Source organism: Vreelandella janggokensis (assembly GCF_031451615.1).
GTDB lineage: Bacteria > Pseudomonadota > Gammaproteobacteria > Pseudomonadales > Halomonadaceae > Vreelandella > Vreelandella janggokensis.
In genome coordinates, this window is record NZ_JARWAJ010000005.1 from 216393 (window position 1) to 231767 (window position 15375).

At 56.8% G+C, this 15375-nt stretch carries 14 protein-coding genes; all 14 read right to left on the reverse strand.

Going from position 1 to position 15375, the window contains the following annotated elements; translation table 11 throughout:
* Positions 1–36 precede the first annotated feature (36 nt).
* A complete protein-coding gene (gene flhA, locus QC816_RS14765; protein WP_309783013.1) occupies positions 37–2118 on the reverse strand; it encodes a flagellar biosynthesis protein FlhA in 2082 nt (693 codons plus the stop codon).
* Positions 2115–3281 carry a flagellar biosynthesis protein FlhB gene (gene flhB / locus QC816_RS14770; protein WP_085917571.1) on the reverse strand — a complete coding sequence of 389 codons (1167 nt, stop codon included), beginning with the start codon at positions 3279–3281 and terminating at the stop codon, positions 2115–2117. The genes flhA and flhB overlap by 4 nt, the downstream gene beginning before the upstream one ends.
* A gap of 105 nt (positions 3282–3386) precedes the next feature.
* Positions 3387–4082, reverse strand: a complete 696-nt coding sequence (gene cheZ / locus QC816_RS14775; RefSeq protein WP_199284421.1) for a protein phosphatase CheZ — start codon at positions 4080–4082, stop codon at positions 3387–3389.
* Between the two features lie 42 nt (positions 4083–4124).
* Positions 4125–4514, reverse strand: a complete 390-nt coding sequence (gene cheY, locus QC816_RS14780) for a chemotaxis response regulator CheY (RefSeq protein ID WP_085917569.1) — start codon at positions 4512–4514, stop codon at positions 4125–4127.
* A 27-nt stretch (positions 4515–4541) separates the two neighbouring features.
* Positions 4542–6248, reverse strand: a complete 1707-nt coding sequence (locus QC816_RS14785) for a methyl-accepting chemotaxis protein (protein WP_309783016.1) — start codon at positions 6246–6248, stop codon at positions 4542–4544.
* Between the two features lie 68 nt (positions 6249–6316).
* Positions 6317–7378 (reverse strand): protein-glutamate methylesterase/protein-glutamine glutaminase, encoded by a 1062-nt coding sequence (locus QC816_RS14790; protein ID WP_085917567.1) that lies wholly within the window; start codon positions 7376–7378, stop codon positions 6317–6319.
* 53 nt (positions 7379–7431) lie between these two features.
* The gene (locus QC816_RS14795) at positions 7432–8301 is read right to left on the reverse strand and encodes a CheR family methyltransferase (protein WP_085917698.1); all 870 of its coding nucleotides are present in this window, start codon (positions 8299–8301) and stop codon (positions 7432–7434) included.
* 218 nt (positions 8302–8519) lie between these two features.
* Positions 8520–9791: a methyl-accepting chemotaxis protein gene (locus tag QC816_RS14800; RefSeq protein ID WP_199284418.1), complete on the reverse strand. Its 1272-nt coding sequence runs from the start codon at positions 9789–9791 to the stop codon at positions 8520–8522.
* Positions 9792–9915: 124 nt separating this feature from the next.
* A complete protein-coding gene (gene cheW / locus QC816_RS14805; protein ID WP_066318954.1) occupies positions 9916–10413 on the reverse strand; it encodes a chemotaxis protein CheW in 498 nt (165 codons plus the stop codon).
* Positions 10410–12530, reverse strand: coding sequence for a chemotaxis protein CheA (gene cheA, locus QC816_RS14810; RefSeq protein ID WP_085917566.1), 2121 nt, complete (start codon positions 12528–12530; stop codon positions 10410–10412). Before cheA ends, cheW begins: the two co-directional genes overlap by 4 nt.
* 46 nt (positions 12531–12576) lie before the next feature.
* Entirely contained in the window at positions 12577–13557 is a 981-nt protein-coding gene (gene motB / locus QC816_RS14815; RefSeq protein WP_199284417.1) for a flagellar motor protein MotB, read from the reverse strand.
* Positions 13554–14423 carry a flagellar motor stator protein MotA gene (gene motA, locus QC816_RS14820; RefSeq protein WP_085917564.1) on the reverse strand — a complete coding sequence of 290 codons (870 nt, stop codon included), beginning with the start codon at positions 14421–14423 and terminating at the stop codon, positions 13554–13556. Before motA ends, motB begins: the two co-directional genes overlap by 4 nt.
* A gap of 66 nt (positions 14424–14489) precedes the next feature.
* A complete protein-coding gene (gene flhC, locus QC816_RS14825; RefSeq protein ID WP_199284415.1) occupies positions 14490–15032 on the reverse strand; it encodes a flagellar transcriptional regulator FlhC in 543 nt (180 codons plus the stop codon).
* Positions 15029–15361, reverse strand: a complete 333-nt coding sequence (gene flhD / locus QC816_RS14830; protein ID WP_085917562.1) for a flagellar transcriptional regulator FlhD — start codon at positions 15359–15361, stop codon at positions 15029–15031. Before flhD ends, flhC begins: the two co-directional genes overlap by 4 nt.
* Between the last annotated feature and the right edge of the window lie 14 nt (positions 15362–15375).

Here is a 15375-nt window from a genome sequence, read left to right on the forward strand (position 1 = left end):
TTACCCCTGGCCGTGAGTCAAATAGTGACGCTGGCATCAGCGGCCCCCTACCACAGTGGTTACCCGCAGCGTGCGGTCATCGGGTATCTCAGCCTGGGACAGGACGGCCATATGGCGCAAGCGACGGCGCAAGAACCGCGACAACACCGCACGCAGGGAATGCTGAACCACCAGTACCGGCGGCTCGCCACTGCTTTCGTGGCGCTCCAGTGCCTGCTGGGCCTGGGTCATTAGCGTTTCGGCAAGCCCCGGCTCCATCGCCCCGTTGCCGTTCATCGCCTGCACCAGCACCTGCTCTAGCTGAGCATCCAGCCCCATCACGTTCAAGGTATCCTGACCGGCAAACCACTGCTGGGTAATCGCCCGGCCCAGGGCCACACGAACCAGAGCCGTCAGCTCGTTGGCGTCCTGCTGCTGGCTGGCGTACTCAGCCAGGGTATCAAGGATGGTGCGCATGTCGCGAATCGACACGTCTTCATCCAGCAGGTTCTGCAGGATACGCTGCAGCACCGTGAGCGAAATGGCCTTGGGTACGACTTCTTCCACCAGCGACTTCTGCTCGCTGCCCAGCTTGTCCAGCAGTTTCTGAACTTCCTGGCGGCCGAGCATTTCCGGCGAGTGGCGGTGCAATAGGTGATTGAGATGCGTCGCGATCACTGTGCTGGCGTCGACGACCGTGTAGCCGTAGACCTGGGCATGCTCTCGCTGACTGGACTCAATCCACACCGCGGGCAAGCCAAAGGCAGGATCTTCGGTTGGCGTGCCCTGCAGCTCCCCGGACACCTGACCCGGGTTAATCGCCAGCCACTTGCCCGGATAGGCCTCGGCACGGCCAATTTCGGCGCCTTTCATTGACAGCACATAAGCGTTTGGCGACAGCTCCAGGTTGTCGCGTATATGCACTACCGGCGGCAGAAAGCCGACCTCCTGGGCAAACTTTTTACGAACGCTTTTAATCCGCGCCAACAACTCGCCTTTTTGTCGTGAATCGACTAGTGGAATCAGACGATGACCGACTTCCAGGCCGAGCGTATCGACCAGTTGGACATCTTCCCAGCTGGCCTCAGGCGCCTCCTGGGTCGGCGGTGGTGCGGCGGAGATTTCCTCCTTGACCAGCGCCTGCTCCTGGCGGCGCATGATGAACCAGGCCAGCCCGGCAAGCAGCAGGGTAAACAGCAGGAAAACCATGTTGGGCATGCCCGGCACAATACCTAGCAGGCCCATGACAATCGCTGCCAGGATCATCACCTGGGGGTTGATGAACAACTGGCTGATCATCTGCTGACCAACATCCTGGTCGGTATTGACCCGCGATACCGTCACACCGGCGGCCGTCGAAATAACCAGGGCGGGAATTTGCGCCACCAGGCCATCCCCGATGGCCAGCAACATATAGCTGCGACCGGCATCGCCGAAGCTCATATCGTGCTGCAGCATGCCAATCATCAGGCCGCCAATGATGTTAACGACCATGATCACCAGGCCCGCGACGGCGTCGCCACGTACGAACTTGCTGGCACCATCCATCGACCCGTAAAAGTCGGCTTCCTGGGCGATTTCCGCACGCCGGTTCTTGGCGTCTTCCTCGCCAATCAGCCCTGCATTGAGGTCAGCATCGATTGCCATCTGCTTGCCAGGCATGGCGTCCAGCGTGAAGCGAGCACCCACTTCGGCGATACGCCCTGCACCTTTGGTGATAACCATGAAGTTGATGATCACCAGAATCAAAAAGACCACCAAACCCACGGCAAAATTACCACCGACCAGAAACGCCCCAAAAGCCTCGATCACCTTGCCGGCAGCGGCACCGCCCTGGTGCCCTTCCATCAGCACCACGCGGGTTGACGCCACGTTCAACGACAAACGCAGCAGCGTCGTAAACAGCAGCACGGCGGGGAAGGCGGCAAAGTCGAGGGGTTTTTGGGCGAACATGCTGACCATCAGCACCATGACGGCCATGGCGATATTGAAGGTAAACAGCAAATCCAGCGCAAACGGCGGCATGGGCACGATCATCATGCCCAGAATCATCAGGATCAGCAGTGGCCCGGCGAGCAACTGGACTTTTACGTCGCTCACCCAGTCACGCCGACTCATTAGTTGGGTAAAGCCTTTCATGTTTGGGCCTCATCGCCACCGGCGCCACGCCCGGGGGTTTCCATTTCCGGGGGCACCGGCAGATTATCGGGGGTAGGCGGCACTTCGCCTCCTTGTTGCGCTACATTTTTCAAGCGATATGCCCAGGCCATGACCTCGGCCACGGCCGTATATAGATTCGCCGGTATTTCGGCGTCCAGATCGACGTGATGATACAGCGCCCGCGCCAGCGGTGCTGCTTCTAACCGTGGCACTTCCGCCTCATTGGCAATTTCACGGATGCGCTCGGCCACCGCATCAGTGCCTTTAGCCACCAGGCGTGGCGCCCCCATCTGCCCCTCTTGATACGACAGCGCCACTGCGTAGTGGGTCGGGTTGGTAATGATGACGTCCGCCTCCGGTACCTTGCTCATCATACGGCCGCGCGCCATGGCCTGCTGCTGCTGGCGAATCCGGGCCTTCACCTGAGGGTCGCCTTCTGATTCCTTGTGCTCGCGCTTGACTTCTTCCTGGCTCATGCGCAATTTCTTGGCATTACTCCACAGCTGGAAGGGCACATCAATCAAAATCACCACGATCAACGCCAGGATCATCAATCCCGCTGCCTGGGCCGCCATGGTCAAGGCGCTGGCCAACGCCTGCTGAATGGGCTGGTTCATCAGTGACATGAACTTGCCCATATTAAGGTATAAAAATGCCGCACCTACGCTACCGACCAGCAGTGTCTTGGCAATCGCCTTGGCCAGCTCGATCAATGCTTGGGTAGCGAAGATGCGCTTCATCCCGGATAGCGGATTCAGCTTGGACAGTTTCGGCTGCATCGACTTTCCTGAAATCAAAAAACCGCCCAGCAGCGCAGGTGACACCAGCGCGATCAATGTCAGCAGTAAAAACAGCGGCATCATTGCAAACAGAGTGCGCCTGCCGAGATCGATGGCATGGGTCACCATCGGCATACTTTCCATGGCGTGGCGGCGCTCGAATAGAAAAGCCTGCTCCATCACCATGCCAAGCTGATTGTAGAGCATTTGTCCCATGGTCCAGAGGCCAATCACCCCGCCCAAGAGCACCAAAAAGGTGGTCAGCTCCCGCGAGCGGGGCACCTGCCCTTCTTCACGCGCCTTTTCCAGCCGTCGGGGCGTGGCCTCTTCGGTCTTTTCCTGGTCGCTATCGTCTTCTGCCATGCGGTCATCCGGCCAGGTAATGTATCGCGGCTAAACACGAAAAGCCGCCCCTAAGGACGGCTGAGCGAAACGTCGTGTAACCCGAGCAAGGGTTCAAACCGTGCGCTAGAAGCCCAATTCGTCCAATAGATCGTCGACCTGATCTTGCCCGGTCACGATATCAGGTGCATTGTCCTTCACTTGAGGCCCATTCAAAAGCTCTTCGTTACGCCGTGCATTCTCGTTTTTCCACTGATCTTCGGCCTTGCGTTGCATCGTTTCTCGTGCCTGGGCCTCCGGAACGTTGTCAATGAGCACCTGAACCAGCTGATGTTCAATCTCGCGAATGACGTCCATCATCTTCTTGATGACCTGACCGGTAAGGTCCTGGAAATCCTGTGCCATCATGATTTCCATTAACTCTTTATTGGTCGCCGCCGCCATATCCGGCACGCTCCCCAGATAGCCACGCGTATCTTTGACCAGCGCTTTGGCTTCGTCCAACTCCTTTGGCGCTTCAAACCACTCTGACCAACGCTTATCCAACGCCTCAGCCTGATCGCTAAGCTGATCCTGAAGCGGTTGGGCCCGGTCAATCGCATTCAGCGAGCGATCTGCCGCCTGCTCGGTCATGGTGGCGACGTAATGCAAACGGTCGCGTGCATCGGGTATCGCTTCAGCCGCTCGCTCGATTTCCTTATCCAGCCCCAGCTCACGCATGTTTTCCCTCAACATGCGGGTCAGTTTGCCAACGCGATGAATAAGATCTTCGGCGGCCTCTTCGGACAGTTGGGTAGAACCGGACTGCTCATTCTGGCTCATGGTGCTCTCTCCTCGTAATCCCGGCCCGCAGGCCTTGCCGCGTTACTTACCCAATTTGTCAAAGATCTTATTGAGCTTTTCTTCCAGCGTCGCGGCTGTAAACGGCTTCACAACATAGCCGTTGGCGCCCGCCTGAGCCGCCGCAATGATGTTTTCTTTCTTGGCTTCCGCAGTCACCATTAACACCGGCAACTCTTTGAGGGCGTCATCCTGACGGATTTCCTTGAGCATCTCCAGGCCATCCAGATTGGGCATGTTCCAATCAGAGACCACAAACTCAAAATTGCCTGCACGTAGCTTGTTCAAGGCATCCTGCCCATCCTCTGCCTCTTCTACGTTGGTAAAACCGAGTTCTTTCAACAAGCTGCGTACAATACGGCGCATCGTGGGGAAGTCATCCACCACCAAAAAGCTCATGTTCTTATCTGCCATGGGTCATCCTCTATCAGTTGGGGCTGGTTAAAATTCTTCCCAGTCGTCGTGTCCGCTGGTTGATGGCACTGAACGGCTAGGCGGAGTCGATGGTGTTTTGGCGGCTGGCGCGGCCACCGCTTTAGGCACTGAGCCTGCACTTGCCTGGCGTGACGGCTGCTGATGAGCCACCTGCATGCCCACCAGTTTAAATACCGCCACCGCTTCTTCAAGGCGGTTGGCCTGCTCTTCCAATGACGACGCGGCGGCGGTGGCCTGTTGCACCAAGGAGGCATTCTGCTGGGTCACTTGGTCCATCTGGCCGACCGCTTGACTGACTTGTTCGATGCCGTCGCTCTGCTCCTGGGACGCAGCTGAGATTTCGTCCATGATGTCGGTGACACGGCGTACAGACGTCACCACGTCGGACATGGTTGTGCCCGCCTGTTCAACGAGGGTAGAGCCTTGCTGGATCTGAGTCACCGAGTCATCAATCAGCGCTTTGATCTCCTTGGCGGCATCGGCACTTCGGCTGGCGAGGTTGCGCACTTCCCCGGCCACGACAGCAAAGCCTCGGCCTTGCTCACCGGCACGGGCTGCTTCAACCGACGCATTGAGGGCCAGGATATTGGTTTGAAAGGCGATCGAGTCGATCACGCTGGTAATATCCGAGACTTTTTGCGAACTGCTGGAAATACCGTGCATGGTGGTCACCACCTGCTGCACCACGTCGCCGCCACGCTCAGCCGTGGACGATGCATCCGCTGCCAGCGTGCTTGCCTGGCGTGCATTGTCGGCATTCTGCTTCACCGTCGCCGTCATCTCTTCCATGCTGGAGGCAGTCTCTTCGATAGAGGCCGCCTGCTGCTCGGTACGCGATGAAAGGTCGGCATTGCCGCTGGCAATTTCGCGAGTACCGTGGTGAATTTCACGGCTGCCATCACGCACCCGCGCGACGATATCGTTGAGGCTGTTCTGCATGCGCTGCATGGCGGTGTAAAGCTGGCCAACCTCGTTTTTTCCGCCGCTCGGGATCCGCGTAGTGAGATCCGCATCGGCAATGGTATCCAGCGTGGTAACCGCCTGTTTCAGTGGACGCACGATCACGCTGCGCAAGCCTAGATAAATCAGCAGGACCAGTACCAGTGTAAAAGCCAGGATCGCCCACTCGATCGCGCTGTAGAAATCATTGATCTCTTCAAGCTCTTGCTGAAGGGCATCGCCACGCGCCGAGGCATAACGCATGAACTCCGTCAATGCGGCCTCTTGGGCCGCGGCAACGGGGGCCATCTCGCGGCGTAGTTCATTGAAGCCGGTAGTGTTCATTTGATCGAGCGCCTCGGCCTGCTGACGAGAAAACTCGATGACCCTGGCAAACAGCGTATCGATTTCCTCGCCGAGGGCGGCTCCGCTGTTGGTCCGCGGCACGGCAGAGAAATTATGCAGCCGCTCTTCGGCGCGATCTATCTGGTCAATGGCCGCCGCCAGGTGCTGGTTGGCCTGCTGAGCCCGCCCCAGCATAAAATCGTTGGACGCTATTTCCAGGTCGACCAGCGCACCACTCCATAGGGCATCAGCACGGTTGATCTCGTTCAACTGCTCGACGTTGATGCGCTCAAGCGTCGTGAGCGTTCGATTGGTTGCCTGCTCGGCAAAAGCGCTCATCGCGACATTGGCGACCATCGCTAACACGAAGAAGAGCAGCGCGGTCACAACGACCGCATTAACACTCAAGTTGCGTAACACCTGGTTCATGGCATTCCCTTCCCTTGCAGCTAACGCTGCCCTTTATTTGCGTTTCACGCTTCCGTTATACGTTTTCTTTATACCCGCTGCGCACGCCCGGACGAGGCAATCAACGACATCAGTCGCGCGGGTACTTCATCCAACGGCGTGACATCGACGGCTCCGCCCATGGCAATAGCCTCGCGGGGCATACCAAAGACCACACAACTTTGTTCGTCCTGGGCAATGGTCGCCGAACCGGCCTGACGCATTTCAAGTAGCCCGGCGGCTCCATCTTTGCCCATGCCGGTAAGAATCACGCCAATGGCGTTTTTGCCGGCCTGGTCGGCGGCAGAGTGAAATAGCACATCCACCGAGGGGCGGTGGCGATTGACCGGTGGTCCGTCGTCAAGCCGGGCGACGTAGTTGGCACCGCTGCGCGCCAGTTTGAGGTGCTGGTCTCCGGGGGCAATATAGGCGTGGCCGGGCAGCACACGCTCGCCGTCGGTGGCTTCCTTGACGGTAATGCGACATAGCCGGTCCAGCCGCTCCGCAAACGAACGCGTAAACCCACCCGGCATGTGCTGGGTAATTAAAATCGCCGGCGCGTTGGCGGGTAGCGGTTCGAGCACTGCCCTGATTGCTTCGGTACCGCCAGTGGAAGCGCCGATAATAATCAGCTTCTCACTCGATACCATGGGCGCTTTGAGTTGGGCAGGCGGCGGGGTATTTTTATGCCGCGCCTGGCGAGGGCGAGAACGCGCCGCCGCACGCAGTTTTTCGGCAATCTCGTTGGCGTAATCCATCATCCCGCTGCGAATACCCAAACTGGGCTTGGCAACAAAGTCCAGCGCCCCAAGCTCCAACGCCCGCAGGGTGATTTCCGAACCGCTTTGGGTCAGTGACGATACCATCAATACCGGCATCGGACGCAGACGCATCAGGCGCTCGAGAAAGTCCAGCCCGTCCATGCGCGGCATTTCAACATCAAGCGTCAGGACATCCGGATTATGCTGCTTGATAAGGTCGCGGGCGGCAATCGGATCAGGCGCTACCGCCACAACTTCCATATCGGGTTGGGTATTGATAATTTCCGTCAACAGGTCGCGAATCAGCGCCGAGTCGTCAACACATAACACTTTTATTTTGGCTGCACTCAAAGCACGCCTCCTTATCCGTCAAGCCGTTTGCCGCACTAAGGCACGTTGGCGTTTTATTTGTTTGCCAGGGTATAAACTGTTTGCCCACGTAGCTTGAAAGCATCGCTGATGTAGGAAAAATTCTCCGAGTGACCGGCAAACAGAAGGCCGTCGGGCTTGAGCAGGGGCGCGAAACGTTTAAGAATTTTTGCCTGGGTGTCTTTATCAAAATAAATCATGATATTCCGGCAAAAGATCACGTCAAAAGGGCCTTTGACAGGCCACTGGGGCGCCAGCAGGTTCATGGGCATAAACTCGACCAGCGAAGATACTTCAGGTCGCACGCGGGCCAGCCCGAGATGGTTGCCGGTGCCCTTCTGGAAGAAACGCTTTACCCGCGCCTCTTCAAGCTTGCGCACCTGTTCCTGGGGATAGACGCCCTTACGCGCTTTGTTCAGGGCGTCAGTGTCAATATCCGTCGCGATGACGCTGGACTGGGAAGCTCGTCCGCCCAGCGTTTCGAGCAGCGTCATGGCAATCGAGTAAGGCTCTTCACCGGTGGACGCAGCCGAACACCACACCGATACAGGCCCCTGCTTGTCCTTTATATGCTCAGCCAGCAGCGGAAAGTGGTGGGCCTCACGGAAAAAGGCCGTGAGGTTGGTGGTTAGCGCATTGGTAAACGCTTCCCACTCTTTAGCATCCGGCTGACGCTCAAGGCGCGCGAGGTAGTCGCCAAACCGAGTCATCCCGTGGTGACGTAACCGTTTCGCTAAACGGCTATAGACCATTTCGCGCTTGTGCTCGGCCAGCACAATGCCTGCGCGCTGATAAATCAACTCACGTACACGGGTAAAATCGGCATCCGTCAGTTCCAGGTCGCGCTCGATCTGGCTGCCGGATGCCCATTGGCCGATGTCGACTCGTTCACGTTGCTCGGTCAAAATATGCGCCACTCCTCTACAAAGCCTTGACCCGCCTACTTGTCAGCCAACGGGGGTTGCACGACACGGTGAGTCTGAAACACAACCGACTGCTGGCACCAGAGGCACACCGCCTGATAGAGCGGCATGCCTCTGGTCGAAGTGCTATTGACTCCAGCTTTTATACTATCGGCTTGAAACCCGCTGACTTGAGCGCGTTTGCAGTACGTCTTTAGTGTTTAAAACGCTTCCCATTCATCCGCTGTTGCTGCTGAAGCTGGCGCGGCAGGACGGGGGGACTGAGCGGGCAGCGAAGTGGCTGCGCGTGGCTTGCTTGCGGAAGCCGTCTGCGACTCGGCAACACGAAAACGTTCAACGGCTTCGCGCAGTCGCCCGGCTTCGTCTTCCAACTCGTTCGCACTGAAGGCGGCTTGTTGCACCAACTCGGCATTTTGCTGAACCACTTGATCCATTTGCGCCACGGCCTGGTTAACCTGACCGATACCATTGCTCTGCTCTTCGGAAGCAGCCGCAATTTCGTCCATGATGTCGCTGACCCGCTGCACGGCGGCCACCAGGTCCTGCATTGTCTTACCGGCCTGATTGACCCGCTCAGTACCAACATCGACTTTGCTCAACGAGGTGTCGATCAGGGTTCGAATATCCTTAGCCGCACTGGCGCTTCGACTGGCGAGACTGCGAACTTCCTGTGCAACCACCGCAAACCCTCTACCATGCTCGCCAGCCCGCGCCGCTTCTACGGACGCGTTTAGCGCCAGAATATTCGTCTGGAAGGCGATATTATCAATAAGGGTAATGATATCGGCGACCTGGTGCGAGCTGGCGCTGATGTCCTGCATGGTATCGACGATCTCGCCAACTTCTTCGCCGCTGCGCCGTGCCGTCAGGGTGGCATTTTCCGCCAGTTGACTTGCCTGGCGGGCGTTATCCGCATTATGGCCAACGGTTGAGGCAAGCTGCTCCATGCTGGAAGCAGTTTCCTCCAATGAGGACGCCTGTTGCTCAGTGCGTGATGAAAGATCGTTGTTGCCACTGGCGATCTGTTGCGAGCGCTCAAAAATTGACGCACCACTGGTACGGACGACACCCACCGTTTGCGACAGCGACGCTTGCATATGGGCCATCGCAACGTAAAGACGACCAATTTCGTTATTACCAGGCGCGGTAATCTGCTGGTTTAAGTCGCCTTTTGCCATGCGTTCGAAGTAACCCACCAGATTGTCCAAAGGACGCAGCACATTCGCTGCCACCCCCCAAACCACTGCCACTACCGTGGTGAGCGTCACCAGCACCACGGCTAGGAGACTCCAGCGTATTTGCTCGGCGAACGCTGTAAACGCCTGCTGCTGGGCGGCTAGATCGCTACTGTTTTGCACGATATCTGCCCCATGATGGAGAGCATAAAGGCCGATACCACACGCCACCAGCACCATCGTCGACAGCGTCACCAGCACCAGTCCCCAACTCAGCCGGACGGTCATGTTATTCATTACTTGCCGTATCACCTGCCCCACCTACCGCACTCCTTATCGCCAGAAGCGCCCCCTCACTCCATTGCGGTGAGGGCGCTGACCGCATGATCCCTGGACACTCTTCCCTGTGCGTCAACTTTCTTTAACTCTGGCTGGCGCCGTCCACCAAGGCCATCTCTTCGCTGGTAAGCAGTTTGTCGATATCGACGATCACCAGCATGCGATCGTCAAGGCTGCCGAGTCCGCTAAGGAAATCGGAAGACAGAGTGACGCCAAACTCGGGGGCAGGCTTGATCTGGTCGGGCGTCAGCGTCATGACATCGGATACGCCGTCAACCACAATACCCACAATCCGGTCAGCCACGTTGACAACGATCACCACGGTTTGGCCGCCGTACTCGACATTTTCGAGGTGGAACTTGATGCGCAGGTCGACGATCGGCACGATCACGCCGCGCAAGTTGGTCACCCCTTTAATGAAGTCAGGTGCGTTGGCAATGCGCGTTACGTTCTCGTAGCCGCGAATTTCCTGAACTTTCAGAATATCGATGGCGTACTCTTCGTCACCTAGCGAGAACACCAGAAATTCGCTGTTATCCGCTTCAGTCGCGAGGACCGCCCTATCGTTTGCTTGGCTCATGACGGTTCAGACTCCTTGTAAAAAGACATGGTTTGCGTTTTGGCTGGTTTTGCAGCCTCTTTTTTTGCCCGGCTCAGTCGATGCAAGCCGGAAATATCCAGAATCAGGGCTACGCTACCGTCGCCGAGAATGGTGGCCGCAGAGATGCCAGGCACTTTGCGGTAGTTATCTTCCAGGTTCTTGACCACTACCTGCTGCTGGCCAACCAGCTCATCGACCAGCATGGCATAGCGACGTCCCTCACCTTGCACAATCACCGCAATGCTTTTGGTCGGGTCGGTAATGGCATTTTCGACGTCCATCACTTCGTGAATGGCGATCACTGGCAGGTATTCGTCGCGCACCTTGAGTACGACGTCGTCACCCGCCATGGCATACATGTCATCTTTATTGGGCTGCAAAGACTCCAACACGGTGGAAAGCGGCAGGATAAAGGTTTCCCCCCCCACTTTAATCGACATGCCGTCCAGAATGGCCAGTGTCAGGGGTAACACGATACTCGTGACGGTGCCCTCACCTTTTTTGGATTGGATCTCGACACGCCCGCCCATGCCCTGGATGTTGCGTTTCACCACGTCCATACCGACGCCACGCCCCGATACATCGGTGACTTCGTTGGCGGTGGAGAAACCCGGTGCGAAAATCAGCTGATAAACCTCTTCATCCGACATTGTGTCGGATACATTCAGGCCGTTTTCCTTGGCTTTGGCAAGCAGGCGGTCGCGATCAAGGCCAGCGCCGTCGTCACGCACTTCAATCAGGATGTTGCCGCCCTGATGGCGGGCAGCCAGGGTCAGCTTGCCGGTGCGCGGTTTGCCGATCGACTCGCGCACATCGGGCATTTCAATGCCATGATCAAGGCTGTTGCGTACCAGATGGGTTAACGGATCGGTAATTCGTTCTACCAGGCTTTTATCCAGTTCGGTGGATTTGCCTTCGGTGACAAGCTCGATCTCCTTGCCCAGCTTACCGGCGGTATCGCGTACGACCCTTGGGAAACGGCTAAACACAAACTCCATGGGAATCATGCGGATCGACATGACCGATTCCTGCAGGTCCCGGGCATTGCGCTGTAACAGGCTCATGCCGCTTTGCAGCGAACTGTTGACACCCGACTGCTCACCCAGGTCGCTGACCGTTTGATCGAGCATCGACTGGGTGATGATCAGCTCACCAACGAGATTGATAATCTGATCGACCTTGTCCACCGATACACGTATCGACGAGGATTCGGAGGCCGCTTTCTTCGCTTTGCCCTTGGCCTGCCCATCGCCAGCCTCGGCCTTGGCAGGTGCCGGCGGCGACGCTTTTTGTTCAGTTGCTGGTGCCGACGTTTCTTGCTCGGTGGGTGGCTTGGCTTCAGGCTGCCCTGCTGACGCGTCTGCTTTCACCTCGCCAGTTGCAACCGGCTGGATATCAATTTGATCGGGCTCGATAATAAAGCACATGACCGCTTCAATATCGTCAGCGCTTACGCTACCACTGAGCACGACTTCGTAGCGCTTATCGTCGCCCGACTGGGACTCGATATCGCCTAGTTGCTCCAGCTCTTCAACCAGCAGTAGGCGATCCTTGTCATCCACATTGATCAGCGCCACTTTCAACTGGCCGGTGCTGTTCGCCTGTGGTGCTTCATCTGCAGACAAACCGTCAGCGGATGCCTCTTCGGTTGACGCCGCCGGAGTGCTCGCCGACGATGTTGTTTCAGCAGGCGCTTCGAGGGACTGGCCAATCTCTTCAAGGGCTATCTGCTGTAACGTTTGGCAAATTCGTTCATACGTTTCTTGGTCAGGCTCTTCCTCGTTGCGATAGGCATTTAATTGCTCGTGCATAATGTCTTTGGCCTCTAAAAATGTATCAACGAGGTCAGCCCGCAGCGCTAGCTCCCCTTTACGCGCGTAATCCAGAAGATTTTCCATGATGTGTGTGGTGTTTTGCAGAACGCCAAATCCGAAAGTGCCTGCGCCACCTTTAATCGAATGTGCGGCACGAAAAATAGCGTCGAGCTGCTCGCTGTCAGGATTATCCACATCAATCTCTAGCAGATGCTGCTCCATATCCGCGAGCAGCTCTTCTGCCTCTTCAAAAAAGGTGTCAAAAAAATCGGCTATATCCATGCACCATCCCCTACCTTCACGTCAAAGTGTTAGCACAAGCGCAGCGTTATTCGGCGCTCGTTGTCTCTTGTTCTAAGTCTGGCTGTTCTGGGTCTATCGCTTGCTCTGGGTTTTCCGCTGGAGTCGCCTCTTCAGGTACACCAATTGCGTCTTCCGCAGTTTCTGATAGCACCGTGGAAACATCGGTTTCCATCACCACCGGATTGCGAATGGCCTCGGCAATTTCGGGTAACAACACAATCAACTCAATGCGTCGATTGATCGGGTCGTCGGGTGCAGTGTCGGGCAGCAGCACCCGGTCTGCATAGCCGGAAACACGCAACAGTTGACCCGGATCAAGTCCTCCCGCAACCAACTCTCGGCGGGAGGCGTTGGCCCGGTCATTCGACAGCTCCCAATTGCTATAGCCTCGATAGCCACCGGCATAAGGCACGTTATCCGTGTGCCCCCCGATACTCAGGTCGTTGGGCAGCTCATTGAGCAGCGGCGCAATGGTTCGCAGCAGATTACGCATATAGGGTGCCACCTGGTCGCTGCCCAACTCGAACATGGGTCGCTGCTCGGTATCCAGCACCTGAATACGCAGGCCTTCGCGAGTCAGGTCAAAACGCAGCTGTGAGCGCAACTCGCGTAGTTCAGGATCGAGCTCAATCGCGCGCTCGATACGCTCCTGGACATCCATGAAAAAGCGTCGCTCCTGCACGCTAGGCCGCGTTGCCTGCTTTAAATCAATGCGTGCGCGTTCACCATCGCTGTGCGTTGGATCAGGGCCGCCGCCAGGAATCGCACTCGTACTTCCGGAGCGGTCACCACCGGTAATAGCGGTCGTCAAAGGTGTACTGAAATATTCAGCGACGCCTTGGCGCTCTTCCTCGCTGGACACGCTGAGTATCCATAGCACCAGAAACAGCGCCATCAGTGCAGTCATGAAGTCGGCGAGGGCTATTTTCCATGCGCCACCGTGGTGCGCATGCACGACTTTCTTGCGCCGAATAATGATCGGCCGCTTATCTCCCGCCGCACTCATGCACTACCAGCCTTTTTCGCGTCGCGTACGTAGTCTTCCAGCTCGTTGAAGGTAGGACGCTCAGTGCTGTGCAGTGCCTTCCTGCCAAATTCCACCGCCAGCTGAGGGGCATAGCCATGCAGGCTCGCCAGAAGCGTCACGCGAACACACTGGAGCATTTTTTCCGCTTCTTTCGCCTGCCGATCGATCGTGCTGGCTACCGGGTTGATAAACCCGTAACCCAGCAGAATCCCAAGGAAGGTACCCACCAGCGCGTGGGCGATCATCTCCCCCATCTGCTCTGGGCCGGCATCAGCATAAGTCAGCGCTTTCACCACGCCCATTACCGCCGCCACGATGCCAAAGGCAGGCATCGCATCGCCGACCTTGGAAATCGCGTCGATAGGGATGTGAGCTTCCTGTTCGAAGGCCTCAATTTCATGCAGCATCAGCTCATCAATCTCCATGGGCTCCATGCCGCCGCTGACCATCAGGCGCAGATAATCGGTAAGGAAGTTCATGATATGAGGATCTGCCAACACCGTAGGGTGCTCTTGAAACAGCGGGCTTTCCTGGGGGTTATCGATATCTCGCTCTATCCCCAGCATGCCTTCACGACGAACCTTGGAAAGCAGCTTGTACTGCAGCGCCATCAACTCCATGTACATGGCTTTGTTGTACTTTTTCGTACGCTTCAGCTTGGGCATGATTTTGAAGGTGGCCTTGATCGCTTTGCCGTTGTTGGCAGCAAGAAAAGCCCCTACCCCGGCACCGCCGATCATCAACAACTCAAGCGGCTGAAACAGGGGACCCATGCTGCCCCCCGCCAGCACGTAGCCACCAAATACCGACAGTAATACGACGATGTAACCTAAGAGGATCAGCACAGGCAGTGTCCTTCACTATTTCAATGGTCTATAACGGAACCAACGGCGACCCGTTACGTCAAAAAATCACGTTATGTTTGATGCCGATTTACACATCTGCCGCGTTTTGCCGGCCCGGGAGGGCGGTTGGCAAATGCCGCAGACATAGTCGTGCATCGGGTTATGAGCGTGAGCAACAAAACGACCTCCGCAACGGGTACACGGCGTCAGCTGGAGCAAGTCGCTCTCAAAAAAACGTACCAGCGTCCAGGCGCGCGTCAGCCCCAACACCGGCTCTACGCCCTCAACATCAATCTGCTCGCCGTATAGCCGATAGGCCTTCACGAAGGCATCAATCCGCTCACAGTCAGCTTCTTCCACCAAGCTGGTATAAATGTTGTAAAATAAAGAGGAGTGGATATTGGGCAGCCAGGTAATGAACCAGTCGGTTGAAAACGGCAGCATGCCTTTTGGCGGCGACATCCCTCTTACCTCTTTGTACAGCTTGATGAGACGTGTGCGACTTAGCTCTGTCTCCGTCTCCAATACCTGCAGCCTTGCCCCAAGTTCAATCAGCTCAATAGCGAGCTGCACCTGGTGCATTTCGTCTACCAAGCTTTTTTGACTCACGTGCTGTCCTCCGGCGGCATCGACTCGTACTCCTCACCAGCCAGCAGCAGTGACGCATGCAGGCTTGCGAGGCCTTGATCACGCGGATTGGCTGTCACCTGCTTCAATCGCTCGACGCTTGCCTGACCGAACCGGCAAATCAACTGGTTGGTCCGCGACAGCTTCGTCAGCTGCCGAGCATTGAGCGATAGGATAAGATCCGCCACCTCACCGTCGATTTTCAGACGGAACATTGCGGCCTCACGGTCTTCACTCAACAAGCGCTGTGCGAGCAGCAAGTACGCTAAATTGATTTCTTGTATTTCATCGAGAAAGCTGGTTTGACTCATAGTGGCCTATCGGA

Bases quoted from the DNA above. Each gene is read 5' to 3' on its own strand.
- flhD (WP_085917562.1), bottom strand. From the start codon at position 15,361: ATGAGTCAAACCAGCTTTCTCGATGAAATACAAGAAATCAATTTAGCG.
- flhA (WP_309783013.1), bottom strand. From the start codon at position 2,118: ATGAAAGGCTTTACCCAACTAATGAGTCGGCGTGACTGGGTGAGCGAC.
- motB (WP_199284417.1), bottom strand. From the start codon at position 13,557: ATGAGTGCGGCGGGAGATAAGCGGCCGATCATTATTCGGCGCAAGAAA.
- cheW (WP_066318954.1), bottom strand. From the start codon at position 10,413: ATGAGCCAAGCAAACGATAGGGCGGTCCTCGCGACTGAAGCGGATAAC.
- cheZ (WP_199284421.1), bottom strand. From the start codon at position 4,082: ATGAGCCAGAATGAGCAGTCCGGTTCTACCCAACTGTCCGAAGAGGCC.
- QC816_RS14785 (WP_309783016.1), bottom strand. From the start codon at position 6,248: ATGAACCAGGTGTTACGCAACTTGAGTGTTAATGCGGTCGTTGTGACC.
- cheY (WP_085917569.1), bottom strand. From the start codon at position 4,514: ATGGCAGATAAGAACATGAGCTTTTTGGTGGTGGATGACTTCCCCACG.
- QC816_RS14800 (WP_199284418.1), bottom strand. From the start codon at position 9,791: ATGAATAACATGACCGTCCGGCTGAGTTGGGGACTGGTGCTGGTGACG.
- cheA (WP_085917566.1), bottom strand. From the start codon at position 12,530: ATGGATATAGCCGATTTTTTTGACACCTTTTTTGAAGAGGCAGAAGAG.
- flhB (WP_085917571.1), bottom strand. From the start codon at position 3,281: ATGGCAGAAGACGATAGCGACCAGGAAAAGACCGAAGAGGCCACGCCC.